23 protein-coding genes are annotated in these 23,933 nt (G+C 62.1%); 4 read left to right on the forward strand and 19 right to left on the reverse strand.

From position 1 onward, the window contains the following. Positions 1–379: 379 nt before the first annotated feature. Positions 380–871 carry an Lrp/AsnC family transcriptional regulator gene (locus C266_RS25695; protein WP_010806641.1) on the reverse strand — a complete coding sequence of 164 codons (492 nt, stop codon included), beginning with the start codon at positions 869–871 and terminating at the stop codon, positions 380–382. 141 nt (positions 872–1,012) lie between these two features. Between C266_RS25695 and phhA the strand changes: the two genes are divergently transcribed. Both phhA and C266_RS25705 read left to right on the forward strand, forming a co-directional pair. Further along, positions 1,013–1,858 carry a phenylalanine 4-monooxygenase gene (gene phhA / locus C266_RS25700; RefSeq protein ID WP_010806642.1) on the forward strand — a complete coding sequence of 282 codons (846 nt, stop codon included), beginning with the start codon at positions 1,013–1,015 and terminating at the stop codon, positions 1,856–1,858. A gap of 267 nt (positions 1,859–2,125) precedes the next feature. Then, complete coding sequence (locus C266_RS25705) at positions 2,126–2,431, forward strand: 4a-hydroxytetrahydrobiopterin dehydratase (RefSeq protein ID WP_010806643.1); 306 nt, start codon at positions 2,126–2,128, stop codon at positions 2,429–2,431. Between the two features lie 167 nt (positions 2,432–2,598). Here C266_RS25705 and C266_RS25710 read toward each other — a convergent pair whose 3' ends face one another. From C266_RS25710 to C266_RS25740, 7 genes are all read right to left on the reverse strand, one after another. Continuing rightward, complete coding sequence (locus C266_RS25710) at positions 2,599–3,051, reverse strand: SET domain-containing protein (protein WP_010806644.1); 453 nt, start codon at positions 3,049–3,051, stop codon at positions 2,599–2,601. Positions 3,052–3,213: 162 nt separating this feature from the next. Continuing rightward, on the reverse strand, positions 3,214–3,855 hold the full coding sequence (locus tag C266_RS25715) for a MarR family winged helix-turn-helix transcriptional regulator (protein WP_036664609.1): 642 nt from the start codon (positions 3,853–3,855) through the stop codon (positions 3,214–3,216). 513 nt (positions 3,856–4,368) lie between these two features. Continuing rightward, positions 4,369–4,608: a hypothetical protein gene (locus C266_RS25720; RefSeq protein ID WP_010806646.1), complete on the reverse strand. Its 240-nt coding sequence runs from the start codon at positions 4,606–4,608 to the stop codon at positions 4,369–4,371. Positions 4,609–5,277: 669 nt separating this feature from the next. Further along, complete coding sequence (locus C266_RS25725; RefSeq protein WP_010806647.1) at positions 5,278–6,393, reverse strand: YbdK family carboxylate-amine ligase; 1,116 nt, start codon at positions 6,391–6,393, stop codon at positions 5,278–5,280. 3 nt (positions 6,394–6,396) lie between these two features. Then, a complete protein-coding gene (locus tag C266_RS25730; RefSeq protein WP_010806648.1) occupies positions 6,397–7,602 on the reverse strand; it encodes a cation:proton antiporter in 1,206 nt (401 codons plus the stop codon). A 505-nt stretch (positions 7,603–8,107) separates the two neighbouring features. Next, on the reverse strand, positions 8,108–10,114 hold the full coding sequence (mnmC, locus tag C266_RS25735) for a bifunctional tRNA (5-methylaminomethyl-2-thiouridine)(34)-methyltransferase MnmD/FAD-dependent 5-carboxymethylaminomethyl-2-thiouridine(34) oxidoreductase MnmC (RefSeq protein WP_010806649.1): 2,007 nt from the start codon (positions 10,112–10,114) through the stop codon (positions 8,108–8,110). Next, positions 10,111–11,805 (reverse strand): ClcB-like voltage-gated chloride channel protein, encoded by a 1,695-nt coding sequence (locus C266_RS25740; protein WP_370855814.1) that lies wholly within the window; start codon positions 11,803–11,805, stop codon positions 10,111–10,113. Before C266_RS25740 ends, mnmC begins: the two co-directional genes overlap by 4 nt. An 829-nt stretch (positions 11,806–12,634) precedes the next feature. Between C266_RS25740 and C266_RS25745 the strand changes: the two genes are divergently transcribed. Further along, positions 12,635–13,090, forward strand: coding sequence for a MarR family winged helix-turn-helix transcriptional regulator (locus tag C266_RS25745; RefSeq protein ID WP_010806651.1), 456 nt, complete (start codon positions 12,635–12,637; stop codon positions 13,088–13,090). An 81-nt stretch (positions 13,091–13,171) separates the two neighbouring features. Here C266_RS25745 and C266_RS25750 read toward each other — a convergent pair whose 3' ends face one another. Together C266_RS25750 and C266_RS25755 are read right to left on the reverse strand one after the other, a co-directional pair. Further along, positions 13,172–14,119 (reverse strand): DedA family protein/thiosulfate sulfurtransferase GlpE, encoded by a 948-nt coding sequence (locus tag C266_RS25750; RefSeq protein ID WP_010806652.1) that lies wholly within the window; start codon positions 14,117–14,119, stop codon positions 13,172–13,174. A gap of 133 nt (positions 14,120–14,252) precedes the next feature. Beyond that, positions 14,253–15,818: a DHA2 family efflux MFS transporter permease subunit gene (locus tag C266_RS25755; protein WP_010806653.1), complete on the reverse strand. Its 1,566-nt coding sequence runs from the start codon at positions 15,816–15,818 to the stop codon at positions 14,253–14,255. 427 nt (positions 15,819–16,245) lie between these two features. On the opposite strand from C266_RS25755, the gene C266_RS25760 reads away from it, so the two are divergent. Next, on the forward strand, positions 16,246–17,040 hold the full coding sequence (locus C266_RS25760) for an MHYT domain-containing protein (protein ID WP_010806654.1): 795 nt from the start codon (positions 16,246–16,248) through the stop codon (positions 17,038–17,040). A gap of 94 nt (positions 17,041–17,134) precedes the next feature. Here the strand turns inward: C266_RS25760 and C266_RS25765 are convergent, their stop codons facing one another. From C266_RS25765 to rnpA, 9 genes are all read right to left on the reverse strand, one after another. Beyond that, positions 17,135–17,350, reverse strand: coding sequence for a hypothetical protein (locus C266_RS25765; protein ID WP_010806655.1), 216 nt, complete (start codon positions 17,348–17,350; stop codon positions 17,135–17,137). Positions 17,351–17,403: 53 nt separating this feature from the next. After that, a complete protein-coding gene (gene thpR / locus C266_RS25770; RefSeq protein ID WP_010806656.1) occupies positions 17,404–17,988 on the reverse strand; it encodes an RNA 2',3'-cyclic phosphodiesterase in 585 nt (194 codons plus the stop codon). Between the two features lie 161 nt (positions 17,989–18,149). Continuing rightward, positions 18,150–18,521 (reverse strand): hypothetical protein, encoded by a 372-nt coding sequence (locus tag C266_RS25775; protein WP_010806657.1) that lies wholly within the window; start codon positions 18,519–18,521, stop codon positions 18,150–18,152. A gap of 81 nt (positions 18,522–18,602) precedes the next feature. Beyond that, the gene (locus tag C266_RS25780) at positions 18,603–19,199 is read right to left on the reverse strand and encodes a YMGG-like glycine zipper-containing protein (RefSeq protein ID WP_010806658.1); all 597 of its coding nucleotides are present in this window, start codon (positions 19,197–19,199) and stop codon (positions 18,603–18,605) included. Between the two features lie 14 nt (positions 19,200–19,213). Further along, positions 19,214–19,561 (reverse strand): hypothetical protein, encoded by a 348-nt coding sequence (locus C266_RS25785; RefSeq protein ID WP_036664668.1) that lies wholly within the window; start codon positions 19,559–19,561, stop codon positions 19,214–19,216. 288 nt (positions 19,562–19,849) lie between these two features. Beyond that, a complete protein-coding gene (gene mnmE, locus C266_RS25790; protein WP_010806660.1) occupies positions 19,850–21,244 on the reverse strand; it encodes a tRNA uridine-5-carboxymethylaminomethyl(34) synthesis GTPase MnmE in 1,395 nt (464 codons plus the stop codon). Between the two features lie 107 nt (positions 21,245–21,351). Then, a complete protein-coding gene (yidC, locus tag C266_RS25795) occupies positions 21,352–23,007 on the reverse strand; it encodes a membrane protein insertase YidC (RefSeq protein WP_010806661.1) in 1,656 nt (551 codons plus the stop codon). A gap of 24 nt (positions 23,008–23,031) precedes the next feature. Next, positions 23,032–23,388, reverse strand: a complete 357-nt coding sequence (gene yidD / locus C266_RS25800; RefSeq protein WP_036664670.1) for a membrane protein insertion efficiency factor YidD — start codon at positions 23,386–23,388, stop codon at positions 23,032–23,034. 77 nt (positions 23,389–23,465) lie between these two features. Then, complete coding sequence (gene rnpA, locus C266_RS25805) at positions 23,466–23,903, reverse strand: ribonuclease P protein component (protein WP_051126575.1); 438 nt, start codon at positions 23,901–23,903, stop codon at positions 23,466–23,468. Positions 23,904–23,933 lie beyond the last annotated feature (30 nt).

A 23,933-nucleotide genomic window follows, 5' to 3' on the forward strand; every position in this document is an offset into this window, starting at 1 on the left:
TCTAACCCGCGATCTTTGGCAATTCGAACCGTTCCCCCTCAGATCTGCGACGGGGCACGATATTTCGGAATGGCGGCGTGGCTGCATCGGAATCAGCCGGGATTGGGGGCGGGGCCTGTATGAAGAACCGAGCCTCGCCGTGCTGCGCGTCATCGAAGTGTTGGTCGGCTCCACCGTCGCGCTTGTCCAGTCGTTGATCTATGGATGCTACGTGAAGCCATGGCTGATGCCCGCCGACTGATGCGAACGGGCAGCCGGGACGGGCCAAAGCGCCGCCGGCTGGCCGCGCTTTGCATCGGTCAGGCCAGCGAAATAGCGCCGGCAAGCCGGGCCAGTCCGGGGAATGCGGCAAAGCGAAGCGGCATGACGCCGCGCCCGCTTAACGTTGCGTTTGTTTGGTGACCACGTAGTGCAGCGGTAACGCATTGCTGCGCTTGAACGCGCTCAGCACGATGTTCGAGCGCACATTCTCCACACCGGGCACCTGCATGAGCCGTTTCATCACGAACGTCGACAGGGCGTTCAGATCCGGCACCACGATGCGCAGCAGGTAATCGGCTTCGCCAACCACCGCGTGGCATTCGAGCACTTCCGGCAATAGTTCTATCTGCTTCTGAAAGTTCTCGATGGGCTTGTCGCCGTGATGTTTCAGCCGCAGCGACGTGAACGCCGTCACCGTCAGGCCCAACGCCTCGGGGCGCAGTACCACGCGATACCCCTCGATAATCCCGTCCGACTCGAGCTTTTGCAGGCGACGACCGATCTGCGACGGCGAAAGCGCCACGCGCTCCGCCAATTGATGATGCGTTTCCCGACCGTTCCTCTGCAACGCGTCCAGAAGAGCCAAATCGAATTGATCCAGATCAAGCATGACGATTCTCCGCAACAAAGTACATTTTTATGCGAGATTTATGCAAACGACTTTCACCACAGGCGCATTATGCGCCCATTTCGCATGCGATGCGCACTACACTTTTAATCATTGCAACTGCTTGATTGAGTCGTTCGTATCATGTCCATTACCGCCATGCTCCAGGAGCAATTCGATGCCGGTCTCACAACCCGGCCCGACTTCACCATCGATCAGCCCGTCGAACAATACGGCGCGATCGATCACGCGGTATGGCAGCAACTTTACGCGCGTCAAACGGCCATGCTTCCGGGCCGCGTCTGCGACGCCTTCATGGACGGCGTTCGCGCTCTCGACATGGACGCGCGCCGCGTGCCCGAGTTCGCTCGCCTGAACGAAAAACTGATGGCGGCAACCGGCTGGCAAGTCGTGGCCGTGCCCGGCCTCGTGCCGGACGACGTCTTCTTCGATCATCTCGCCAATCGCCGTTTCCCGGCCACTTGGTGGATGCGTCGTCCCGATCAGCTCGACTACCTGCAAGAACCCGATTGCTTCCACGACGTCTTCGGTCACGTGCCGTTGCTCGCGAATCCGGTGTTCGCCGACTTCATGCAAGCCTACGGCAAGGCCGGCAAGGTCGCGCAATCGCTGGGGGCACTGCCGCTGCTCGCGCGTCTGTATTGGTACACGGTCGAATTCGGTCTGATGCGTGACGGCGACGGTCTGCGCATCTATGGCGCCGGTATCGTCTCGAGCCGTGGCGAAACCGAGTTCTCGCTGACGTCGCGCGAGCCCAATCGCCTCGGATTTTCGCTCGAACGGGTGCTACGCACGCAATACCGCATCGACACCTTCCAGCAGACGTACTTCGTGATCGATGATTTTGCCCAACTGTTCGACGCCATGCGCGCCGACCTGCCGGCGCTGTTCAAGACGTTCGCCGAGCAGCAGGCTTTCGAGGCCAACGCCCGTCGTCCCGAAGACACGCAAATCCTGTTGCCGGCATGATGGCATGGCCCGGTGCGTTCCGGGCCTGTCTTCCCTAGTGCCTGTCACAGCCCCGGATTCCTGCGATTAGTCCTTTACACGTCGCGCTTTCAGACGCGGCTCACGCACACGCGACGCCCGCCTGTGGAACAATAGCCCGAATGAACCGGCAACCCTGCCGATTCATGGGCACTGCGTCCGGCTCAGCCGACAATCCTCCTGACGCCTAGCCGGCCCCGGTGAACTCGAATCTGCCCGATTTGCACTGAACGCTTTGAAAGGAATGCCATGACAACACGACTCTCATCCGAGGCACGCGCCAGTCTGACCGAAGTGCTGCCCGAGTGGCACCAGGTGGTCGGACGCGACGCCATCCAACGCAGTTTCACGTTTCACGACTTCAACGAGGCCTTCGGCTTCATGGCACAGGTCGCGCTCAAAGCCGAGAAGATGAATCATCATCCGGAGTGGTTCAACGTCTACAACCGCGTGGACATCACCCTCTCGACGCACGACGCCGACGGATTGACGCAACGCGACGTCGATCTGGCGCTGGCCATCGATCAGTTCGCCGGTGATCGCGCCTCGAGCTAACTCACCCGCCTGAAGTTTCTTTGCCCCCCGTCACCGCATTAGGGGCATTTCCCTCAGCATCGGACGGCATCGCGGCCAGCCGCCTCACCACGGCCCGATCCGCACCGATGCCGCAATGCTTCCCCCGCAGACTCGGCGTGTCGTACCGCCGGTAATGCCCGACGCACTCAGCGCTTCGGCGCGAGCAATGTGCCGCGGCACGCCTTGCTGCCACAGTGGCAGGCGTATTCACGTTTGAGTTTTGCCGTGTAGCGCGCGTCGATCACCAGACCGTAATCGTAGAAAAGTTCTTCGCCCGGCTCGATCTCGCGCGTGGCGTAGATATAGACATGTTCGCCCTCTTCGCGCGCTTCGCAGTTCGGCGAGCAGGCGTGGTTGATCCAGCGGGCATTGTTACCGTCGACCTTGCCGTCGATGCAGCGACCGTCTTCCAGACTGAAATAGAAGGTATGTGTCGGGTGCGCCGGATCATGAGGATGGCGGCGCAAGGCCTCACGCCACGAAATGATCTCGCCCTTGTACTCGATCACGCGATCCCCTTTCTTGAGACGCTTGACCGCGTACACCCCCTTACCGTGGACGCCGGACTTCCTGACTTCGATTCTGCGCTTGGCTGCCATCTCTATGCGACGAGGTTTCGTGGATACAAAAAAGCGCAGTGTACAGGCAGGCGGCGATCGTGTGCGTGACAACGCATGACGAAAAAAAACGTCATCCGGTACCGAATGACGTTTTTCCCCTTCGTTCACGCCACTTGTGCATGACGAACGACGGTCTGCCGATCAGGTCTTGTTGTACAGCTTCCAGACTTTGCGCTGCGCAGCGATGTCGGCAAGCTCGTGCGCGTTGCAGTCGAGCGGCAGGTGCGAATCGTCGTAATTCGCATTGAAGTGATTGCAGTGGTATTGCCCTTTGCCGCGTTCCAACACCGCGAAGTGGCTGCACGTCAGACACATGCGCTGCGGCGGCATGTCGCCACGCTCCTGCATCGTGAAGATCAGTTTGACGAGTGTCCGGTAGAGCTGGGTACATTCCTTGTCGGCGAGCGAGTCAGACGCCGAGGTCAGGAAGTTCGGCCATTGCGACGCCTTTTTGGCGGCCGTCTTGCCGCGCGCCGTCAGACGAAGCGCGAGAGCACGACCATCGTTGGCATCACGCCGTTTCTCGACAAGCCCTTTGCTTTCCAATGTACTCACGGCCTCGCTGACCGTGGCCGATGTGAGTGCGGCATCCTCCGCAATCTCGCCTAATCGCATCGGCACGCCGCGCATGAGCAGAAGCGTAAGAATCTCGCCCTGCGTCGGCGTCAATCCAGCCATTGCCGCGCCCTCCCAGGCGTGGCTCCGTAACGCGGTTCCCATGCGCAACAAACCTGCCGTTACGCGCTTGGACAGCGCTTCATCTAGTGGGGTCGGAGTAGCCATGATTTTCGTTAGGATTTCTAAAAACTATACGTCGGTAATACAGCTTGTCAAATGAACCCACGGGCGGTGCATCACACGTCTAAACATTGCAATTTCTTCATTTCGGCGCCCCGCCCGGGGGAAACCCTAAGCCACTTCCGTGTCGATACGCGACGGCAAGTCGCTGTTGAACTCGCCGCCCCACCACGATTCCATTGTGTGTTCTGAGTTGAATTTTGGCGTATCAGTTCTTGTACTGATCTCCCAAATCCTACTCACGATGTTTACAAAATATTGGTGTCCTGCGCACTCGTGGTGCGAAGCGTTTTCTGTCGAAAAATGTTTCGCATCCCATGCGAATTTCATCGATTGCTGAATAGGTGTAACGCACAACCGTCTGTCGAACCGCGTCGCATCCCGCATCTTTTTTATTTTTCCCCGCAAAGCCACGCCGGCTATGGCTTGCGGGCCGTGTCGCTACTTGCCGCTCATCTCCGGTTTGCTTTGTCAGCCATCGGAGACTCTCCCCGATCCTCAAGAAATTTCCGGCCGCCGCAGGCTTTTCATGCGCACGAAATCGCCGTCCCGCGTTTCGGACAGAACGCAAATTATTTGAAACACGACTGCCAGTCGCCAGTCGGCGGCGGCAAGGTTCCGCAGAAAAGTGGGGAAATAAGGACTCGGCGTGCCCGCAGGTAACACGTTCTGGACATGCGAATCGAAGAATTTGACAGTACCGGCGATTTCGCTCGTTACCGCCAGCAAAACCAACATCAATCACTTCTTACACCACGCGCGGCAAGTCGAAAAAACGAAGTGGCGAGATTGTATCCGCGAACCGGCCGGCCAACGCAAGAACATCAAAATTATCCACAAAACCCCGTTTTCGGGGGTGTCTTGCACAAAATTTAGGCGCCTGTGGATAACTTTATGGATAACTTATCGGACTAGATGTGCATGGGTTCGGGATAACTTGCGAATCTTTCCACAGGGGGCAAAAACTGTTCCGAGTTGTCCTTGGGATACCCGCTGTTTGTCCATCCAGTTCTCATTCGGGCAACTTTCTGTTTACACGGCGTTAACTGTGGTTATCCACAGGAGTGAGCTGCCTTTGTTAACTACTACTATGTATACATACAGTAAACCTATTAAAACCTTAAAAACTGACTACGAGCGACGCGAAAACCGCAAAACCCGCTCAGCCCGGACAGTGGAAAACGCAGCGCTCGCGGTGCGTGATCCGGGCCCTGCCAACACGTTCTGCCCCGTTAGCGGCACACCCTGGAGGCTCGTCCTGTCCAGTGCCGCAGATTCCGTGTGCCGCAAACCAGGCAGGCAATAAAAAACCCCGCCAAGGCGGGGTTTCGTTACACCGATCGCATAACGACGGGTGTTGCCAAAGACAAACGGTCGGGAAACGGCGCCGTTTCCCGCGGCATCAGGTCATGCCGCCCATCGTAAGCATTGCTGGCGAACCATTTCATTGAGCGATTTCGCGTCGGCGTACACTTCGCGCAACCAAACGGCGTCGTTCTTTCCCGAGGCAACGAGCTGACGGATTTCTTCACAGGCAGCTTCGGCCTCCAGCGCCGCTGCGTGCGGCTTGATGACCTCCAGCGTCTGTGCAACGTGCTGCCCCAGTGTGGTGCGCTCGCCCGTCTGCGGGTCCACGTAGGCGCCGTCCAGACCGAAACGGCAGGCCTCGAAGCGATTGAACGTGTAGACGAGGTAATCGTCTTCGCTCAGGACGAACGGACGTTCCTCGAGCAGATAACGGGCCAGAGATTGGATATAACAGGCGATGGCGGCCGCGCGGTCGACCGACAAGGGGGTATCCATGACTCGCACTTCGATCGTCCCAAAACCCGGTTTAGGACGGATATCCCAGTAGAAGTCCTTCATGCTCTCGACAACCCCGGTTTTCACCATCTTGTCGAAGTACGTCTCGAAGTCCTCCCACTTCAGAACGAACGGCGCACGGCCCGAGAGTGGAAACGCGAATACCGAATTCAGGCGCGCCGAATGGAAGCCCGTGTCGACCCCCTGCACGTACGGCGACGATGCCGAGAGCGCGATAAAGTGCGGGATATAACGCGACATGGCGTGAAGCAGGTATAGCGCGCTGTCGGGGTCCGGACAGCCGATATGGACGTGCTGACCGAACACCGTGAACTGCTTGGCGAGGTAGCCGTAAAGCTCGGAGAGGAAGTGAAAACGCGGCGAGTCGTAGATCGTGCGTTCGCTCCAGCGCTGGAAGGCATGCGTGCCGCCGCCGCACAAGCCGACGTTAAGTTGCTCGCTCGCGGCCACCAGCACATCGCGGACCCGCCGGAGTTGCTTCACGGCATCGCTGTGCTGATGGCAGATGTCCGTCGACAACTCGATCATGCTTTCGGTCATTTCCGGCTTGATCTCGCCCGGATGTGTCTCCTTGGCCACGAGCCGCATCAGATCGGCAGCGGCCTTCGTCAGATCGTAATCGTGACGATTGACGAGTTGCATCTCCAGCTCCACGCCGAAAGTGCACGGCTTCGAGGGAATGAATTCTTCTAATGACATGGCTTAATCCTTCCGTTCACCGACAAGGGCCAATGCCCAATAGACTGCCAACGGCCCAAGCAGTTGCAGCAGGGCAATGGCACACATCACCACGGCCTTGAGCATCGGGTCGAACTGCGGGTAGATGTCGTATGTATCGGCAACGAGTACGAACGCGAGACTGGCCATCGGGCACAACGACAACCCGAGCGCGATGGCCTGCTTGTAGCTGATTCCTGCCTGATGGGCGAAGGCAACCGTGCCCACCACCTTGGCGAGCGAGCGCACGACGATGATCGCCAGTGCCGCCAACCCGCCGATCACGACGTATTGCCACTGGAACGCCAGCGATGTCAGAACGAAGAGCACAACCGCGAGCAGCCAGCCCGCCGTGCCGAAATATGCGGGCCAAAGCTGCGGACGCTCCTCGACGTTCCGGAAAATGATCCCGGCAAGCAGCAGCGTGAGCGAATTCGGCAGCTTGAGCATATGCACGAGCGCGACCATCAACATGATCAGACCGATGAGCACCACGAAGGCGTGATGGTCCTGACTGCCGAATTTGCGGAAGACGAGATTGCAGGCTTTCGCAAGGACGAATGCCAGCACGATCGAGCCGATGAGCAGGTACAACGGGTGAAACAGCACCACCCAGAAGCTGGAGTGATAAGCCTGGTGCATCCAGCCGTAGACAAGCTTGACCGCGACGACTGCGTACACGCTGTTGAGCGCCGCCAGCGCCAGCAAACGCTCCGTCACCTGACCTTCGGCCCTCAGTTCGTTCTTGAGCTGGATGACCACGGCAGGCGAGGTCGCCATGCTGATGGCGCCGATGAGGACAGCCGTCAGCGGCGATACACCGAAGACGCGCAGCACCGCATAGACGGCCACGAAGGTGAGCAAGGCTTCCAGCGCACTGGTGACGATGATCCAGGGATTCGCCCGCATCCATTTCAGGTTGAGGCGGCTGCCCAGTTCGAACAACAGCAGGCCCAGTGCCAGGTCGATCAGCAGCCGGATGGCCGCGCTTGTCTGCGCGTCCAGCATCGAGGAAAGACCCAGGGTGCCACCGGCTAGCCCGACCACGGCGTAACCGGTAATGCGCGGCAGGCGCAATTTCCGGAAACAGATCTCCCCGGCGAGTCCGGCAAATACCAATGCCAGCCCGGCGAAGAAAACGGGATCGGGCGCCGGCGGCCAGCCCGGAAAAAGGGACAGTTCCGACGTCATTAATGCTCGCTTTGCGCCGCTTGACGGCGCATCAAGTGGTGAAAAGGAAAGAAGTCGCGCGCGGGGTTGCAGATGAAGGACAAATGCGCGACGAACCCGAAGGGTTGGGTTCATTTTGCCACACTCGGTTTCTGCCGATTTCAAACGGCCGTCACGTTGACCGTCGGCCCGTCGCACGAGGACGTTCGGACGGTTGCGTTTCCTCACCCTGCCGAACAAGGGGAATGTCAGGCTTGCGGGACGAACATTGGGCGAGCGCAGGAAGGTACGGGGCAAGCGCCGTAGGCGCGTCGGCCCCGCATGGGGCGGGCTTTTTACCCCTATAGGGTCAGATTCGATTTATTGGCGCAGCGCCGATTTTCGGAGAAAAACACTTTAGGCGCTGTCACACGCAGGCGTAAGGGACGCGGCGAGCGGATATGCGTGGGTGTCGGCTTGCGATCGGGAACAAACGGAAACCTGGCGGCGAGCGGTGGTGTGAGGTGACACGCCCGCACGCGGGCTGTCAGCCTTTGCGCAGCGCGTGCATCACGTAGCGAGCCGGGTCGATGGCGTCGGCCAGATCCGCACCGATGGGCCACGGCTCGCCTTCGATTTGGCTGGCGACCAGTTCCGCACACAGCGACGCGAACACCAGCCCCCGTGAACCGAACGCAAAGCTCGCGTACAGGCCTTCCAGACGCGGCAGGTCCCGCAGGTGCCCACCGGTCAACCGTCGCCGTAGCGGCTCGATGGCGGCCATATCCGGCAGTTGCCCGGCCATCGGCAGCCTGTCGGGCATTAACGAGCGGAATGCCGTGCGTCCGCCAAGCTCGGCGGCGGCGCTTTCGCTGGCGAGTCCTGCATCGCCGAACACGTCGGCACGGGCCGGCAGTAGCGCGGCAAGACGGCGCAAATTGGCTTGATGGTCGGCCACGCGCACTTCCTCTGCCGGATCGTCGAAGCCGTATGTCGCGCCTGTGACCGGCCCGGCGCCGCCGAGCGGCGACGGTGCGACATAGCCGTCGCCGCAGACCGGCACGCGCAACTCGGGCAACGTGTCGGGCGGCAGAAAGGTCAACTGCCCGCGCACCCGTTTGACGGGCAGGAACTCCGGCGCGAGATACGGGGCGAGCAGTTTCTGTGAGACATCGGCGGCCGTCACGACCGCGACGTCGGCCTCGGCGAGCACGCGTCCCGTCTCGTCGATCGCGGTCCAGCGGCCATTGCCCGGTTCGAGCCGTTGCACGTTCACGCCGTAGCGCGCGTCAAGCGACGGGCCGGCCGCGACCAGCTCCGCGCGGCACAGCATGGCCGGTGCGAGCCAGCCGCCTTCCGGATACCAGATACCGCCGTGTGCCAGCGTTTCCCCGGCAAGCGCCGAGGCCTGGGTCTTGTCGACCCACTTCGCGTACGTTTCCGGATATCCGTGTACGGCAGCGAGCTGCTGCATGGCCTGCGCTTCCACGTCGGTCATGGCGACCTGCAACAAGCCGTCGGCCCGTCCGGGCAGCCCGCCCGGCAATGTTCTCCATTGCGAGAGCGCGTACAGAAACCCTGCGCGGGTGAGGCGCGACAACACATTGTCGTCCGCTGAGAGTTGCGGATGAAAGACGCCCGCCGGATTGCCCGATGCGGCAGTGCCCGGTGCCTGTGCCCGTTCGAACAGACGCACCCGCCAGCCGCGCGCGATGAGCCGCCGCGCCATCGCCGCGCCCGCCATTCCGGCACCGACGACGATGGCCTCTCGGGCTCGTGGCGACGGGGCCACGGGCGGATCGTACCGGCGCATCCGGTACGGTGGCGCGTAGTGGCCCGCGAGCATGTCGCGCTTGTAGCCATAACCAGGCCGCCGTGCCATGGCGAAGCCGGTGGCGATCAGATCGCGCCGCACCTGTCCGGCAGACGTGTAGGTGGACAGCGTCGCGCCGTCGCGCGCCAGGCGGCTGAGCGTCTTGAAGATGTTGGCCGTCCACAAGTCGGGATTCTTGGCCGGGGAGAAGCCGTCGAGATAGAAGGCATCGGCACCCGCCCGCAGCGAAGGCATCAGATCGAAAAAATCGCCGAAGCCGACGCTCAGCACCACGCCGGGCGCCACTTCCAGCCGGTGCCAACCCGCCACCGGAGACGGCCAGACGTCGCACAGCCGCTGCACGAGCGGCGCCAGTTCGGTCATGCCGGGCAGCACGAGCATCGACTCGAGAACGCGGCGCAGATCCTGCGCGCGGAACGGAAACTTCTCTACCGATACGAAATGCAGCCGCTTGGGCCGCTGCGGATCGTCTCGCCACGCGGCCCACGTTGCGAGGAAATTCAGGCCCAGACCGAAGCCGGTCTCGACGATCACGAATTGCTCGCGGCCGCGCCAGCGCTCGGGAAGATCGTTGCCACCGAGAAAGACGTGCCGTGCCTGCCCCAGCGCTCCGTTGACGCTGTGATAGACGTCGTCGAACACCCTCGAGTAAGGCGTGCCGTCTGTGGCGGTTGCCGGTTCTGCCGGCTGGATGCGGCTCGGGCCCGGTCGATGGCTCATTCGCGCCCCCGCTCTTCGGTCACGATGTCGATGAGTCCCGGTAGCGAGACGACGCCCAGCCACTTGCCTTCCCCATCCGTCACGGGTACCCAGTCGGCGTGCATCGTGCCGACCGCGCGCAGGGCGCCGACTAACGCCATTTCGCCGTCGAGTGCTTCGCATGGCGTGACCGCGTCTGTCCACAGTTCCGGCTTGCCGGTGGCCTGACGCTTCCACCAGTTCGCGGCGTCCAGCGTGCCGGCGAGGCGCCCGTCCGGTGCACGCACCACGAGGTTGCGATAGCCGGTCGCGATAAAGCGCTCTCCGATGCTCTCCGAGTGATCGGCGGCGCTCACTACGGCGTCGTTGTCCACCGCAAGCGACGACAGACGCATCGCGCTGCCCTCGCTGCTCATCGACAACCACCGGCCGGCAACCCGATTGCGGCGCAGCGACTTCGCGTACACGGAGTCGGCGCGCAGTGTCTGCGCGGTGAGATAGGCCGTCACGCATGCCAACATCAGGGGCAGCACCACCTGATAACTCAGCGTCATCTCGAAGATCATCAGGATCGACATGAGCGGTGCATAGGTCGTCGCCGCCAGAAACGCGCCCATGCCGACCACCGCGTAGCTGCTGGCCACCGAGGCTGTCGCTGGGGCGAGCGCGTTCATCGCCAGGCCGTAAAGGCTACCGAGTGCAGCGCCGACGAAGAGCGTGGGTGTAAACACACCGCCCACCGCGCCGGAACCCGCCGACGATGCGGTTGCCAGCACTTTGAACACCAGCACCATCGCCAGCGCCTGCCAGGCCCAGTGCGTGTGCAGGATCGAGTTGACCACGCTGTATCCGTTGCCCCAGACCTGCGGCACTTGCAGCGACAGCACGCCCACGACGAGACCGCCCAGCGTCAGACGCAGGAACAGCGGCACGGGCAATGCGCCGAAGCGTGCCTTGGCGGTGTCGAGCAGACGCAGGAACAGCGGCGCGAGCACACCCGCGAGTACGCCGAGGCCCACGTAGAAGAAGACCTCCCAGCCGGAAACGAAGTCGAAGCGCGGCATCTGATAGACCGCTTCGTAGCCGAGGAACTGGCGGATGACGATGTTCGCGATGACCGAGGCCACGACCAGCGGGCCGAGCGTTGCCGTTGAAATCGAGCCGTAGACGATCTCGGAAATGAACAGTGCACCCGCGATCGGGGCGTTATAAGCCGACGTGATCCCGGCCGTCGCGCCGCAGGCGACGAGCAAACGCAGACGCTCCGGTGGAAACGCGAGAATACGGCCGACGAGCGACGCGAACATCGCGGCGAGCTGCACCATCGGCCCTTCCCGCCCGATCGACGCCCCCGAAGCCACCGAGCACAGCGACGACAGGCTTTTGACGAGTGTCTGGCGCAGGCTAAGCACGCCTGTGCCGATGGCAATCGCTTCCATGTAGTCGTCGGCGCCCTTCTTCGGCACCCACAACGTGGCGTATTGCAGGATTAGCCCGGCGATCAGTCCGCCGGCGGTGGGCAGCAGCAGTCGCTGCCACCAGTTCAGGTTCTGCGCGAGTTCGACCATGCCGCTGCGGTGTCCGGCGAGCAGGAATTGCAGGCCCGAGAGCGCTTCGCGAAACGCCACGGTTGCTAACGCCCCCAGCAGACCAACGATGCCGGCGAGCAGCAGCGTGATTTGCAGAGTGTTCGGTGCGAATTGGCGCCGCACCCACACAACGATGGGCAATTTTGCCCAGGCGGACACTGCTGACACGGATAGAAGACGGTGCGTGATCGAAATTGGGTCCCATGGTATCGACCGGCGCCTTTTTTTGAAAGCGCACGACCGGCGGGCGATTTTCGGCCTCAAAACTGAGCAGTGCTCAGGTAACGTCTTTTTGACGATATTTTCCTCGCCGAAGCAGGTTTGTGCCGCTGGATGTTGGTGGGATTCCGTCGTGAATTGCCAAGTGACGAAGCGATTTCATAGATGACCATCCGCTAACCGGAATTCGGCGCCTGTCTCAGCATTGCGCTGCGAACGCCGTGAATGCCATCGACACCGCCGATTCCACCGAAAAAAATGAGGCATGCTCAGATAAGGTGTTTTTAAGCCCTGTCGATTGCGGTCCGCCACACGCTTCGAGCGACTGCGATGCGGCGAGCATTTGACCTGCTTCCCGCGTTTTCGCCGCTTTGGGTGCCAGCGATAGCCACCCCCGTGGGGATTTTCTGAACGTTATTCAGATAAAGGTAAATTCCGAGCGCTTGGCGCAAGGTTAGGACACTTTTCTTCACTGTGTTCCGGGGCCAGCTTCACCGCCGGTGATGATTTCCGCCGGTGTTGGCGTGCCGGCACGAAAGCACCGCCCTGCCCCTTACCGCCATCCCTCCCGACCCGGTGTCATCGCTTCGTATGCCGCGCGCGCAGGCCGCATGGACTTCCCTTGAAATTTCTCGAGAAGCGCGTCATTCGGTTCGTCTTTCGAACTGGTCACATTCCACGCGGTGAAATAGAATGGCGCGCAATCGAATTGGAACTGAGAAGTCATACCGGAATGGCAGTGAGCAAAAAAGCCGCACAAAAATCGCCCGTGCGTCTCGAAGAGCAGTTGGGTTTCGCCTTGTACTCGGCATCGCTTGCCATGACAAAAGCACACAAGCCGATGCTCGATAGACTGGGTCTGACGTACTCGCAGTATCTTGTGATGACGGTGCTCTGGGAGCAAGACGATCTCGCCGTCAATCAGCTTGGCGCACGTCTCGGACTCGACTCCGGCACACTCACGCCATTGCTGAAACGACTGGAAACCATGGGGCTTTTGACGCGTCGCCGTGGAGAGGCCGACGAACGTCAGGTGTTCATCGACCTGACACCGAGAGGTGTGAACCTACGTCGAGAGGCGCGTTTGGTGCCTGCACAGGTACAGGCTGTCACCGGGCAATCCGATGCGGCGCAGAAGACCTTGCGAACCCTGCTTCTCCAACTTCGCGAAGTCCTCAACGAAGCGTGATGCAAAGCAAGACGCGCGCTTCCTTGCGGATAAGCGCGCGTCATTCAGTGGTGCGCAATGCATTGCGCTAGCGGCGGAATATCAATGTGCCGGGACGAGCATGTCGATGCCGTCGATCTTCTCGACGGTGTAGCCGGCATCTCGCCAGGCGTCGAGGCCGCCAAGCAACGGACGCACTTCGGCAAAGCCCTGCGCACGCAGTTGCTGCGCCAGACGGGCCGCCGTCACCTCGTTCGGACAAGCGCAAAACACCACAATCCGGCGATCGCGCGGAATATCCCGCAGTTTCTCGGCGATTTCGTCTGGCTCGATCGCGAGCGAACCGGGAATCGTGAACGGATCGATCGCCCGGCGAGCGGCTGAGCGCACGTCGATCACGACCGGCGTCACTTCGTCGTTCATCCACGCCTCAAGCGTTTGAACGCCGATACGCGCCATGCGCAGCGAGCGCAGCAGGCGGTAACGGTTGAGCCATCGATTGAGCAGATAAAGCACGAAGACCAGCGCGACCAGCCACAGCACGCCACGGCCGAGCGTATCGAAGGCGTCGAGTACGGCCACGATGCGCGACGCGAAGCCGAACCCGAGGGCTACGGCGACACCCGACCAGAGCACCGCACCGATGGCGTCGTACATCAGGAACGTGCGCCAGGACACGCCGAGCGCGCCGGCCATCGGCACCGACAGGGCCGAGAGTCCCGGCACGAAGCGGGCGAACATCAGCACTCGCACGCCATGGCGTCCCATCGCACCCTCCGTGCGGCTCACGCACGTATCGGGAGAGATCGACAGCCGGCACATCAGCCGCAGGATGTGGTGGCCATAGCGTCGTCCGGCGAGGAACCAGAGGGTGTCGCCCAGCAGCGCAGCGAAAACCGCGAGGGCGACAATCAACGCCGCCGGGAAGAGCGACGTCGACGCCGTGACGATGAGCGTGGGATAAGCCGGCAGCGGCAGCCCCAGCGCTTGTCCGAAGATATTCAGAAAGACCAGCCAGAGCCCGTAGCGGGCGATCAGATCGAACAGCATGCCGGGTACCTGTTGGCGAATGAGCGCAATATCGCATGTTAGCGCCCGGACGTGACGGCCAGAAGCCAGGATGCCGGAAAGTATTGTTGCTTTTCTGGAACGATCGCCGGTGCAGGCCGGAGGAAAGCGGATGTCAGTGGCCCATCGCAGCTTGGGTGCCCCGCTTGGGGCGGGTTAGCCAGACGAGCGCCGCCATGACGAGAAAGACATATCCCGAGAGGTGAAAGACGTCGTTCGTGGCCAGCATGAAAGACTGCCGGGTGACGAGATCGTTGAGCATGCCGAAGTCGGCCCCGTTTGCGAGCCCCAACCCTTGGCGCAACTGGTCGAGATAGCTCGTCGTGGCGTCGGAATAGGGGGTGATGCTCTCGGCGAGCCTTGCGTGATGGTAGATCGCCCGGTCTTCCCACAGGGTCGTACTCACGGCGGTGCCGATGGCGCCCGACAGGGTGCGGAAGAAGTTCGACAGCCCGGAGGCCGCGGCGAGGCGATCGTCTGAAATGCTCGAAAGCGTGATGGTCGTCACAGGCACGAAGAAGCATGCGATACCGATGCCCTGAACGAGCCGGGGCTCGATGACCTTCGCGAACGACAGATTCAGCGCAAAGTGCGAATTCCAGAAGGACACCCCGGCGAACACGACGAACGCGAACGAGGCGACTGCCCGCAGGTTCAGCCGATTCATGTTCTGCCCGATGAGCGGTGAGAGCACTAGCGCCAGCAGGCCAACAGGCGCCGTCGCCAGCCCGGCTTTGCCCGGCGTGTAGCCCATGACCGTTTGGAGCCACAGCGGGAAGATGACCACCGAGGCGAAGAACGTCATGAAGCCGAACGAAATCACCACCACGCCTAACGCGAAGTTGCGATCCTTGAACAGTGTCAGGTCGACGATGGGCTTATCGGATGTCAGCTCCCACAGGATCAGGAACGACAGGCAGATCGCGGCGGTGAGCGCGAGCGTGACGATCAGGCTGTTGTTGAACCAGTCGCGGTCCTTGCCGAGGTCGAGCATCATCTGCAAAGACCCCACGCCGATGGCCAGCAACGCCAGGCCGATCAGATCGATGGGCAGCTTCTGCGTCTTTGTTTCGTGCCCGCGTAACAGGAGGAAACAGGACCCCGCCGAGAAGATGCCGACGGGCACATTGATGTAGAAGATCCACGGCCATGTGTAATTGTCTGTGATCCACCCGCCCACGACGGGACCGAAGATTGGCGCGACGATCACGGTCATGGCCCACAGCCCGAGCGCGAGACCCCGCTTTTTCTCGGGGAAGCTGCGCAGCAAAATGGTCTGCGAGAGCGGCACCATCGGGCCGGACACAAGGCCCTGCAACAAACGGAAGAAGACGAGCGTTTCCATGTTGGGCGCCAGACCGCAGAGCATCGACGCCACCGTGAAGGCCGTGACCGACGACACGAACAACCTTGCTTCGCCCACGCGTCGTGCCAGCCAACCGGTGAGCGGCACCGCGATAGCTGCGGCCACCGCGTACGAGCTGATGACCCAGGTGCCCTGACTGTTCGACACGCCTACGCTTCCCGCGATGGTCGGCACGGCAACGTTGGCGATGGATGTGTCGAGCACTTCCATGAAGGTGCCCAGTGCGAGGCCTATCGTGAGGATCGCCAGTCGCGCACCGGTCAGCGGCGCCCCTTGCGGCGCGGCGGTGGCGCTTGCCGTGGCGGCGTCTGCCATATGCATCGTCTCCCTGAAATGACGGCCGCGTCGTGATGGACCGCGACCGATATCTTTCACCGGATGGTGCCGCAGAACGGCAACCGTGTGCGACGTGAGTTTGGAAACCGTGCTCTAAATCGTCAGGAAACCCGCCCGTCGGCCACTCGAATCAGCAGGCGTTGCGCGAATCACGCGTCCCGTAAGGGTTTCCAGCGGGGCCGTTTCATCGCGCGTCAGCCGGGTGCGGCAAATCGCCTTCGTCTTGCGAACGCAAGACGCTTTTATCCCTTGACGCGAGTGGGCGAGCAAGATTGAATCGGCGCTGACGCCCGACGTGCACGATGCCACGTCGCAGTCCCCTGGGCGTGTGTGCAGGCTCAATAAAGTTCTCTCTCTCTCCCGCGCTTCCGGCGCCGGGGCGACAGCGAAACCACAGGATAAGCCCATGCAGCCAGGCAGCGTCGTTCCCCTTCAATACAGCGAGCTTCTTGTTCTGCTTTCCTTCGTGATATCGGCGCTGGGGGCCTATGTCGCGCTGGTGGCCGCATCGCGTATTCGCGACGACGACGGACGCATCAGTCTGGGTTATCTCGTGGTGTCGGCTCTGGCCCTCGGAGGCATTGGCATCTGGGGTATGCACTTCATCGGCATGGCTGCGCAACGCATGCCCTTCCCCGTGGCGTATTCCCTCTGGCCGACGCTGGGCAGTCTGTTGCTGGCGGTCGTGGTCTCGGGGGCGGCGCTCTGGTATGTCGCCCGCGCACCGTATCGCAATGGCCTGCAATGCACGATCGCCGGCGTGGCGGGCGGATTGGGCGTGGCCGGCATGCATTACCTGGGCATGAGCGCCATGCGCACGCAGGCGTACTTCGAATGGGACGCGACGATCGTTGCGCTGTCGGTGCTCATTGCGATTGTGGCGGCGAGTGTCGCGCTGTGGCTGGCGTTCCATCTGGAGACCACGCTGCAACGCGGGCTGGCGTCCTTGGTCATGGCGGTGGCCGTGTGTGGCATGCACTACACGGGCATGCGCGCGGGCACGATCATCTGCACGGCCGCGACGCCCGTGCAAGTCAGCATACGTCTGCATGGCGATATGCTGCCCTACGGCGTCTTCTTGATTGGGTGTGTGGTGTTGCTTGCCATGGGCGTGCTGCTGCATCGCACATCGCGCAAGCGGCGCGAGCGGATGGCGGCGCGACTCGATGCGCTCATGCGCCAGCGCGCGGACCAGGTGTGAATCCCGTTCCGTTTCCCTGACAAACGAAACGCCGGCCCATCGAAAGACGGGCCGGCGTTTTCTTATCCGAGCGCCTCTCGGCGCAACACACTATTCAGTGCAGGATGGGGCTTCCCCCGACGGGCATCACATCGCCTGTTTCGATCAGGTCGACAATGAAGAACGGTTCTGTGTTGAGTTGTTTCGATGCACCGGGCTGGCCGGAGTACCAGCACACCATCGCCATGTCTCCCAGCATGCGGGTGACGATGCCAATGGCACCACGCGGCACTGCGATGTGATTGGATTTGACGATCGATCCGACTTGCACTTGAGCCTCCTGCGAATGACGAAAAACCGATGCGCCAACCGGTTGGCGCATCGTCATCCGAATATACCGTATTGCGTTGTGGCTATCGCCGATTTCTCCGTCGACGTTAAGAAAAATCCATCGGGCAAGGTGCCGCGATGCTCTGCGAGCACGCGGTAGTGCGGCCCGCGCGGCGTGCGTACCGAGTGCACGAGAACGTAGCCGTCGCAATGCCAGATCAGCGGACGCGGATACGGATCCGACGGCGCGCGACGCGCATGGCGCAGGAGTGAGACATGCGGGCGAAACGACTGCGTCACCACTCGGGCACCCGTCGCACGCCATTGAGACAGCAGCGTGTCGCGGGTGGCGATGAGGCTGTCGGGAACTGCGGGCGCACCGGCCCAGACGATCTTGCGATCGGACCAGTAGCCAAGATGATCGAAGGTGAGCGTGAGCGGAACGAGCGGTGTGCGTTGCATGAGCGCAAGCAGTACCGGGAGACGGGCGGGATCGACCTCGTCGAGAAACGCCAGCGTCAGGTGCAAAGTCTGGGCGCGCAGCACACGTCCGCCGCATTCCGCATGAGCCGAGACGGCCCATGCGTGAAGCTGCTCGCGTACACCCGGCCCGGGCCATAGGGCAAGGAAAAGTCGCATGAGAACACCAGGGGTTGGGTCCTGCTGATGATTCTCATAGTAGACGGGCGATCGGGCGAATGCCAGCCGGGCCCCGAGGAGGGCGGGGTGTCGTGTGGACCCCTTTGGCGGGTGTCACCCGCGGGAGCGGACGCTACGCCGCGGGTGGCATGCCGCTCGTGTCAGTTTGTCGAGATACCCGGTGTGATGCCGCGACCGCGGCGCGGCGTCGCTACCGGTTTGTCTTCGGGGTTGTCTTTCACGGGCGGGCGCATGATGCTGTTCCAGTTGTTCTGAATGGCCGTGTCGGTCGTGTCGCGAGAGACCGCGCGCGAGATGTCGGCACTCGGATTGAAGGTGCCCGAGCCTGTGGCGCCTGCCGTTCCTGCCCCACTCCCCGGCGCGGCCTGGTTCGCCCGTGCAGGCGTGTTCTGCGCGTGGGCATGCGGCGTGAGCACAAGCACGGCGGCGATAGCGCCGGGCAGCATTCCCCAGCCCCATTTGCGCAAGGGGGAAATGTTGCGAACGGCGCGGGCAATCGAATCGTGGGTCATTGGGTGTCTCGGCGAAGCGACGCAATTTCGCCGGCATCGTCACCTTGTGGGGGCGATGCCGGCGTCACGTCTTATGTGGGATCAGTAGGTGCCGGGAGGCGGCTTCCAGCCCGGGGGCGGAGGCGGCGGCGGCGCATAGCGCTGCGCCGGCTGCGGCAACACCATGTCGCCGCGAACGGGGACGCGATTGCCGGACGCATACATGCACTGAACGTAGGCCTGATCATAGCGGCTTTGCGTCATATATGCAGACGACTGGGCGTTGCCCATACCCACGGCGCTGCCGGCGAGCAGGCCTGCACCGGCCCCGATCGCCGCCCCGGAGCCACCTCCGAAGGCGGCACCGGCTGCGGCGCCGATGGCCGTGCCGACTACGGCGCTGCCGACGGCACTGTTGTTGGCGGCGGTCGCGCTATCCAGACCGCCATTCATGCCCGAGGCATATTGGCGGCAGTTGAAATCGTCCTGACGGAACTGATCGAAAGATTTGTTGGTGCCCGGCAATGCCATGAGGCTTGGGCCGGCGGGTGCCACGGCACAACCGGCGAGTGTGGCGGCGGCGGCGATGATGGCCAAGGGCACAGCGAGACGCCGGGTGGCGCGTACGTGGTGTGCGGCACCCGCGATGGCCGTCGACGGTTTGCGAGGTTGGGAGACGAGGGGCGATTCAAATGACATGGCGCGTCTCCAGATCAGTTCACCGGCTGCGCGGGCACTTCGCGCCATCCGCTCGGACACGTCTTTACGTAAGGATAGTAAGCACCGGCCTTGTCGCAGTAGTACCAGGTGTCGCTGTTTGCGCCGGGCTGAGCGTTCTGGGCGCCGGGCTGAGGCTGCTCGATGTATTGCTGAGGCTGGCTGGGCACGACGACGACCGGGGGCGCGTAATAGCTGGGCCCGTAGTACGGGTAGGCGTAGGGATAGGGGTAGTAGCCGGGACCGACCCAGACACGTACGCCACCTCGCCAGGCAAAGGCGCTGCCACTGATCAGGGCAGCCGCCACGGCAACGAAGCCGATGACAACCGGAAGACGTTTCACGACACGGACCTCGAAGAACAAACTCCGGGCACGGTGGATTCCGCCTCGCGTACGCGCGTCGCAAGGAGGTGGATGTCCCCAAATGTGCCGCAACGCCGCCCTGGAGCTGACGCTTCCGAGTCTAGGCCCGTACCCCTCCCGGAGCAATGACGGTACGTGTTAGAAGTGTTTCAAAGCATTACGTTTTTTACGGGAATTTTCGAGAAAAATGGGTGATGTGCCCGAAGTCCGCCGAACGGTAGCGATGGACTGCTTTCCCGGCTTTGCCAGACCCGGCTTCAAAACCGGCTATTTCCCGATACAGAATCGGCTGAAAATCACCCCGAGCAAATCATCCGACGTGAACTCGCCGGTGATCGTGCTGAGTTGTTCCTGCGCGAGCCGCAATTCCTCGGCAAAGAGATCGAGCGCATTCGCATTCTGCCGCGCATGTGCATCCGCCATCTCGATATGATCGCGGGCTGCACGCAGCGCCGACAAATGCCGCTCGCGCGCAAGAAACACGCCTTCGTTCCCCGCCTGCCAGCCGGCAATCTTGAGCAGCTCTGCGCGTAGCAGATCGATCCCCTGCCCGCCTTTCGCCGACAATCGCACGCCAAGCGGTGCGGTGCCCTCCTTCGGCAACACGGTCGCGGGTTCGCCCGCCAGATCGGTCTTGTTGTACACGCGCACGATGGGCACGTGCTTGGGCAACTGCTTCGCGATGTCTTCGTCTTCCGGTGTCATTCCCGAACGCGCGTCGAGCAGATGCAGCACGGCGTCCGCCTTGGCGATCTCGCTCCAGCTACGCGCGATGCCGATACGTTCGACTTCGTCTTCCGTTTCTCGCAGACCCGCCGTGTCGATGATGTGAAGCGGAATGCCGTCGATCTGAATCGTCTGCTGCACCTTGTCGCGCGTGGTGCCGGCGATGGGCGTGACGATAGCCAGTTCGGCACCGGCCAGTGCGTTGAGCAAGGACGACTTGCCTACGTTGGGCTGCCCGGCCAGCACCACGTTGATCCCTTCGCGCAGCAATGCGCCCTGCTTCGCCTGCGACAGCACATGCGCCAGTTGCGCGCGAATCCGCTCGAGTTGCCCGAAGGCGTCGGCCGCCTCCAGAAAATCGATTTCCTCTTCCGGGAAGTCGAGCGTCGCTTCCACCAGCATGCGCAGATGAATCACCAGATCCACCAGCGAATGAATCTCGCGCGAGAACGCCCCGTCCAGCGAGCGGCTTGCCGAGCGCGCCGCCGCTTCGGTGCTCGCTTCGATCAGATCGGCCACGGCCTCGGCCTGCGCCAGATCGAGCTTGTCGTTCAGAAACGCGCGATGGGTGAATTCGCCCGGCTCCGCCAGACGAACCCCCAGTGCCGCGCCTTCGTCGATGCAACGTTGCAACAACAATTGCAGCACGATAGGCCCGCCGTGGCCCTGAAGTTCGAGCACGTCCTCGCCAGTGTAGGAATTCGGACCAGGGAAGTACAGCGCAATGCCGCGATCCAATGCCTCGCCGCTGGCGTCGAGAAACGGCAGATACGACGCGTGTCGCGGCTTGAGCGGCTGCCCGACCAGACGCGCGATCACGCGCTGCACGGCGTCGCCGCGGTGCTTGCCGAAGGACACGCGCACGACGCCTATCCCGCCGCGTCCGGGGGCGGTGGCAACGGCGGCGATCGGGACAGTCGAGACGGTGGCGCTCATGGAACGATTCTTTGAAAAACAGAGGCTTATTTTGACATGCACCAAACAAAACCGCCCGCGAGAGACTCGCGGGCGGCAGTGTCAGTCAGACGGTCGGACCTGAATCGTCAGGCCGCCTTTTCTTTCTTCTTGGTACCGAGCATCCGGTTGATCGACCATTGCTGCGCGATCGACAACGTGTTGTTGACCACGTAGTACAGCACCAGGCCCGAAGGCAGGAAGAGGAACATGACCGAGAAAATCAGCGGCATGAACATCATCATCTTGGCCTGCATCGGGTCCGGCGGCGTCGGGTTCAGCTTGGTCTGGATGAACATCGACACGGCCATCAGCACCGGCAGGATGTAATACGGATCCTGCGTCGAGAGATCGTGAATCCAGCCCAGCCACGGCGCGCCGCGCATTTCCACCGACGACAGCAACACCCAGTACAGCGCAATGAACACCGGAATCTGAATCACGATCGGGATACAGCCGCCGAACGGATTGACCTTCTCGGTCTTGTACAGCTCCATGAGCGCTGCGTTCATCTTCTGGGGATCGCTCTTGTAGCGCTCACGCAGTGCCTGCATCCGCGGCGTGATTTCCTTCATGCGCGCCATCGACTTGTAGCTTGCGGCCGACAGCGGGAAGAACACCAGCTTGATGATGACGGTCACGGCGATGATCGCCCAACCCCAGTTGCCGATCAGTCCGTGCAACTTCGAGAGCAACCAGAACAGCGGCTTGGCGAGGATCGTGAAGTAACCGTAGTCCTTCGTCAGCTCCAGGCCCGGCGCAATCTGCTCGAGCATGTGCTCTTCCTGCGGACCGGCGAACAGACGCGCATCCACGGTCTCGGTGCCGCCTGCCGGAATGCTCGCGAGCGGCTCTTTCACGCCCACGCGATAGAGGCCGTTGTCCAGCTTGCCGATGTAGTTGTCGCGCGTCGCGCCTTCCTTCGGAATCCAGGCCGTGGCGAAGTAATGCTGCACCATGCCGATCCAGCCATCGCTCGACTGCTTGACGTATTTCGCCTTGTCCTTGTCGATGTCGCTGAACGTGATCTTCTGGAATTTCTCGTCGCTGCTGTAGACCGTCGGGCCCGTGAACGTGTGCGAGAACTTCGCGCCACTGATTTCACGGCCGTCACGCACGAGTTCCATGTACAGCGTCGGTTTGATCGCGGCGTCGGTCTTGTTGACGATCGTGTTCGACACGTCGATCACGTAGCTGCCGCGATGGAACGTGTAAGCACGCACCAACTGCAGGCCGCCCTTGACCGGCGATTCGAACTTCACGGTCAGCGAGTCGCCGGTCAGCGTGGTCGGACCCGGCACTTGCGTGAAGATGTCGTTGTGGTTCGGGTAGTCGCCGCCGATCAGACCCGTGCGAGCGAAGTACTGATGGCTCGGCGTGTTGTCGAACAGCACGACATGCTTGTCGGCTTCGTCGGCGTCAGGCCACTTGGTGAGCGCGAGGAACGACAGCGTGCCGCCCTGCGTGCTGATGTCGGCCTCAAAGACATCGGTCGTGATGCGCACCTTCTGCGCAGTGGCAGCGGCCGGCGCATTGCCCGGTGCGCTACCCGCAGCGGCAGCGGCGTTGGCAGCTTGAGGCAGGTCGTTGGCCGGCGTCTGATTGCTACCCGTGGCGGCCGGGGTGGACACCTCCGGCGACGGGAAGAACAATGACGAATGGCCATTGCTGCGTTGCCAGTTGTCGAAAAGCATCACGACAGACAGCGCGAAAATGACCCAGAGTACGGTGCGTTTGATGTCCATGCGGTAACTCGTGGTGGACGAAACTCAGGAATGGCCCGGCGCGCGGCGCGTAACTGCCGATGCGGCCGCGGGCCCGGACGAGACCGCCTGCTTGGTTCGCGACGTGTCGCTTCCGGCGGCCTTCTCGGCGCCTTCGGCGGTAGGATCGGGAGCGTTGCAGACGTGTCGAGCCGGCGGTACGGGATCGAAACCGCCGGGATGAAACGGATGACAGCGGCATAGACGCCGGGCCGCGAGATAAGTGCCGTAACCGGCACCGTGCTCGACGATGGCCTCGCGCGCGTAGTCGGAGCAGCTCGGATGAAAGCGGCAACGGTTCCCCAGCCAGGGACTGATCACCAGCTTGTAACCGCGCAGGAGCAACAACAGCACGCTTCGCATCTCGATTCCGCCTGTCAGTCCGGCCGAGGTGGCCGGGGGGCGGCGCATGCCCAGGTTCGGGCGCTACCGTTTGGGGACTAACTACCTTCCGTCTTGTCGTCGGTCGTGCGGCGCTTGCGGGCGGCTTTTTCGGCCGCATCGAAGAGCTGCGCGAATTCGGCCTGAACCAGTGTGTTCAACACCGGTGCCGCCGCCGCAGTGTACGTCCCCTTGTCGAAGCGCCGGGTCAGTCGCAGTACGAAGTCCCAGCCAGCCAAAGCCGCGCGGCGCTGGCGGAACATCTCGCGTGCCTGACGTTTGATCAGGTTGCGAGTGACCGCGCGGGGCGCGTGCTTCTTGCCGACGACAATGCCGATGCGGCCTTCATCAGACGTGGCATCGACAGGGGTGTCCGGCGCAGTTTCACGCCGGCGCATGTACAACACGAAGTGCGCGCTGCGACGCAGGGGGCGCAAACTAAAAACGGATGAAAACTCATCCGTTTTGAGAAGTCGCGCAGCTTTGGGAAACCCCATTGCCGGGACTTCGCGCCTTGCGGATTTGAC

Origin of the sequence: Pandoraea sp. SD6-2, assembly GCF_000389825.1 — a bacterium.
Lineage (GTDB): Bacteria > Pseudomonadota > Gammaproteobacteria > Burkholderiales > Burkholderiaceae > Pandoraea > Pandoraea communis.

Coding starts and splice junctions, on each gene's coding strand:
- C266_RS25695 (WP_010806641.1), bottom strand. CDS start 871: ATGCTTGATCTGGATCAATTCGATTTGGCTCTTCTGGACGCGTTGCAG.
- phhA (WP_010806642.1), top strand. CDS start 1,013: ATGTCCATTACCGCCATGCTCCAGGAGCAATTCGATGCCGGTCTCACA.
- C266_RS25705 (WP_010806643.1), top strand. CDS start 2,126: ATGACAACACGACTCTCATCCGAGGCACGCGCCAGTCTGACCGAAGTG.
- C266_RS25710 (WP_010806644.1), bottom strand. CDS start 3,051: ATGGCAGCCAAGCGCAGAATCGAAGTCAGGAAGTCCGGCGTCCACGGT.
- C266_RS25715 (WP_036664609.1), bottom strand. CDS start 3,855: ATGGCTACTCCGACCCCACTAGATGAAGCGCTGTCCAAGCGCGTAACG.
- C266_RS25720 (WP_010806646.1), bottom strand. CDS start 4,608: ATGTTGGTTTTGCTGGCGGTAACGAGCGAAATCGCCGGTACTGTCAAA.
- C266_RS25725 (WP_010806647.1), bottom strand. CDS start 6,393: ATGTCATTAGAAGAATTCATTCCCTCGAAGCCGTGCACTTTCGGCGTG.
- C266_RS25730 (WP_010806648.1), bottom strand. CDS start 7,602: ATGACGTCGGAACTGTCCCTTTTTCCGGGCTGGCCGCCGGCGCCCGAT.
- mnmC (WP_010806649.1), bottom strand. CDS start 10,114: ATGAGCCATCGACCGGGCCCGAGCCGCATCCAGCCGGCAGAACCGGCA.
- C266_RS25745 (WP_010806651.1), top strand. CDS start 12,635: ATGGCAGTGAGCAAAAAAGCCGCACAAAAATCGCCCGTGCGTCTCGAA.
- C266_RS25750 (WP_010806652.1), bottom strand. CDS start 14,119: ATGCTGTTCGATCTGATCGCCCGCTACGGGCTCTGGCTGGTCTTTCTG.
- C266_RS25755 (WP_010806653.1), bottom strand. CDS start 15,818: ATGGCAGACGCCGCCACGGCAAGCGCCACCGCCGCGCCGCAAGGGGCG.
- C266_RS25760 (WP_010806654.1), top strand. CDS start 16,246: ATGCAGCCAGGCAGCGTCGTTCCCCTTCAATACAGCGAGCTTCTTGTT.
- thpR (WP_010806656.1), bottom strand. CDS start 17,988: ATGCGACTTTTCCTTGCCCTATGGCCCGGGCCGGGTGTACGCGAGCAG.
- C266_RS25775 (WP_010806657.1), bottom strand. CDS start 18,521: ATGACCCACGATTCGATTGCCCGCGCCGTTCGCAACATTTCCCCCTTG.
- C266_RS25780 (WP_010806658.1), bottom strand. CDS start 19,199: ATGTCATTTGAATCGCCCCTCGTCTCCCAACCTCGCAAACCGTCGACG.
- mnmE (WP_010806660.1), bottom strand. CDS start 21,244: ATGAGCGCCACCGTCTCGACTGTCCCGATCGCCGCCGTTGCCACCGCC.
- yidC (WP_010806661.1), bottom strand. CDS start 23,007: ATGGACATCAAACGCACCGTACTCTGGGTCATTTTCGCGCTGTCTGTC.
- yidD (WP_036664670.1), bottom strand. CDS start 23,388: ATGCGAAGCGTGCTGTTGTTGCTCCTGCGCGGTTACAAGCTGGTGATC.
- rnpA (WP_051126575.1), bottom strand. CDS start 23,903: ATGGGGTTTCCCAAAGCTGCGCGACTTCTCAAAACGGATGAGTTTTCA.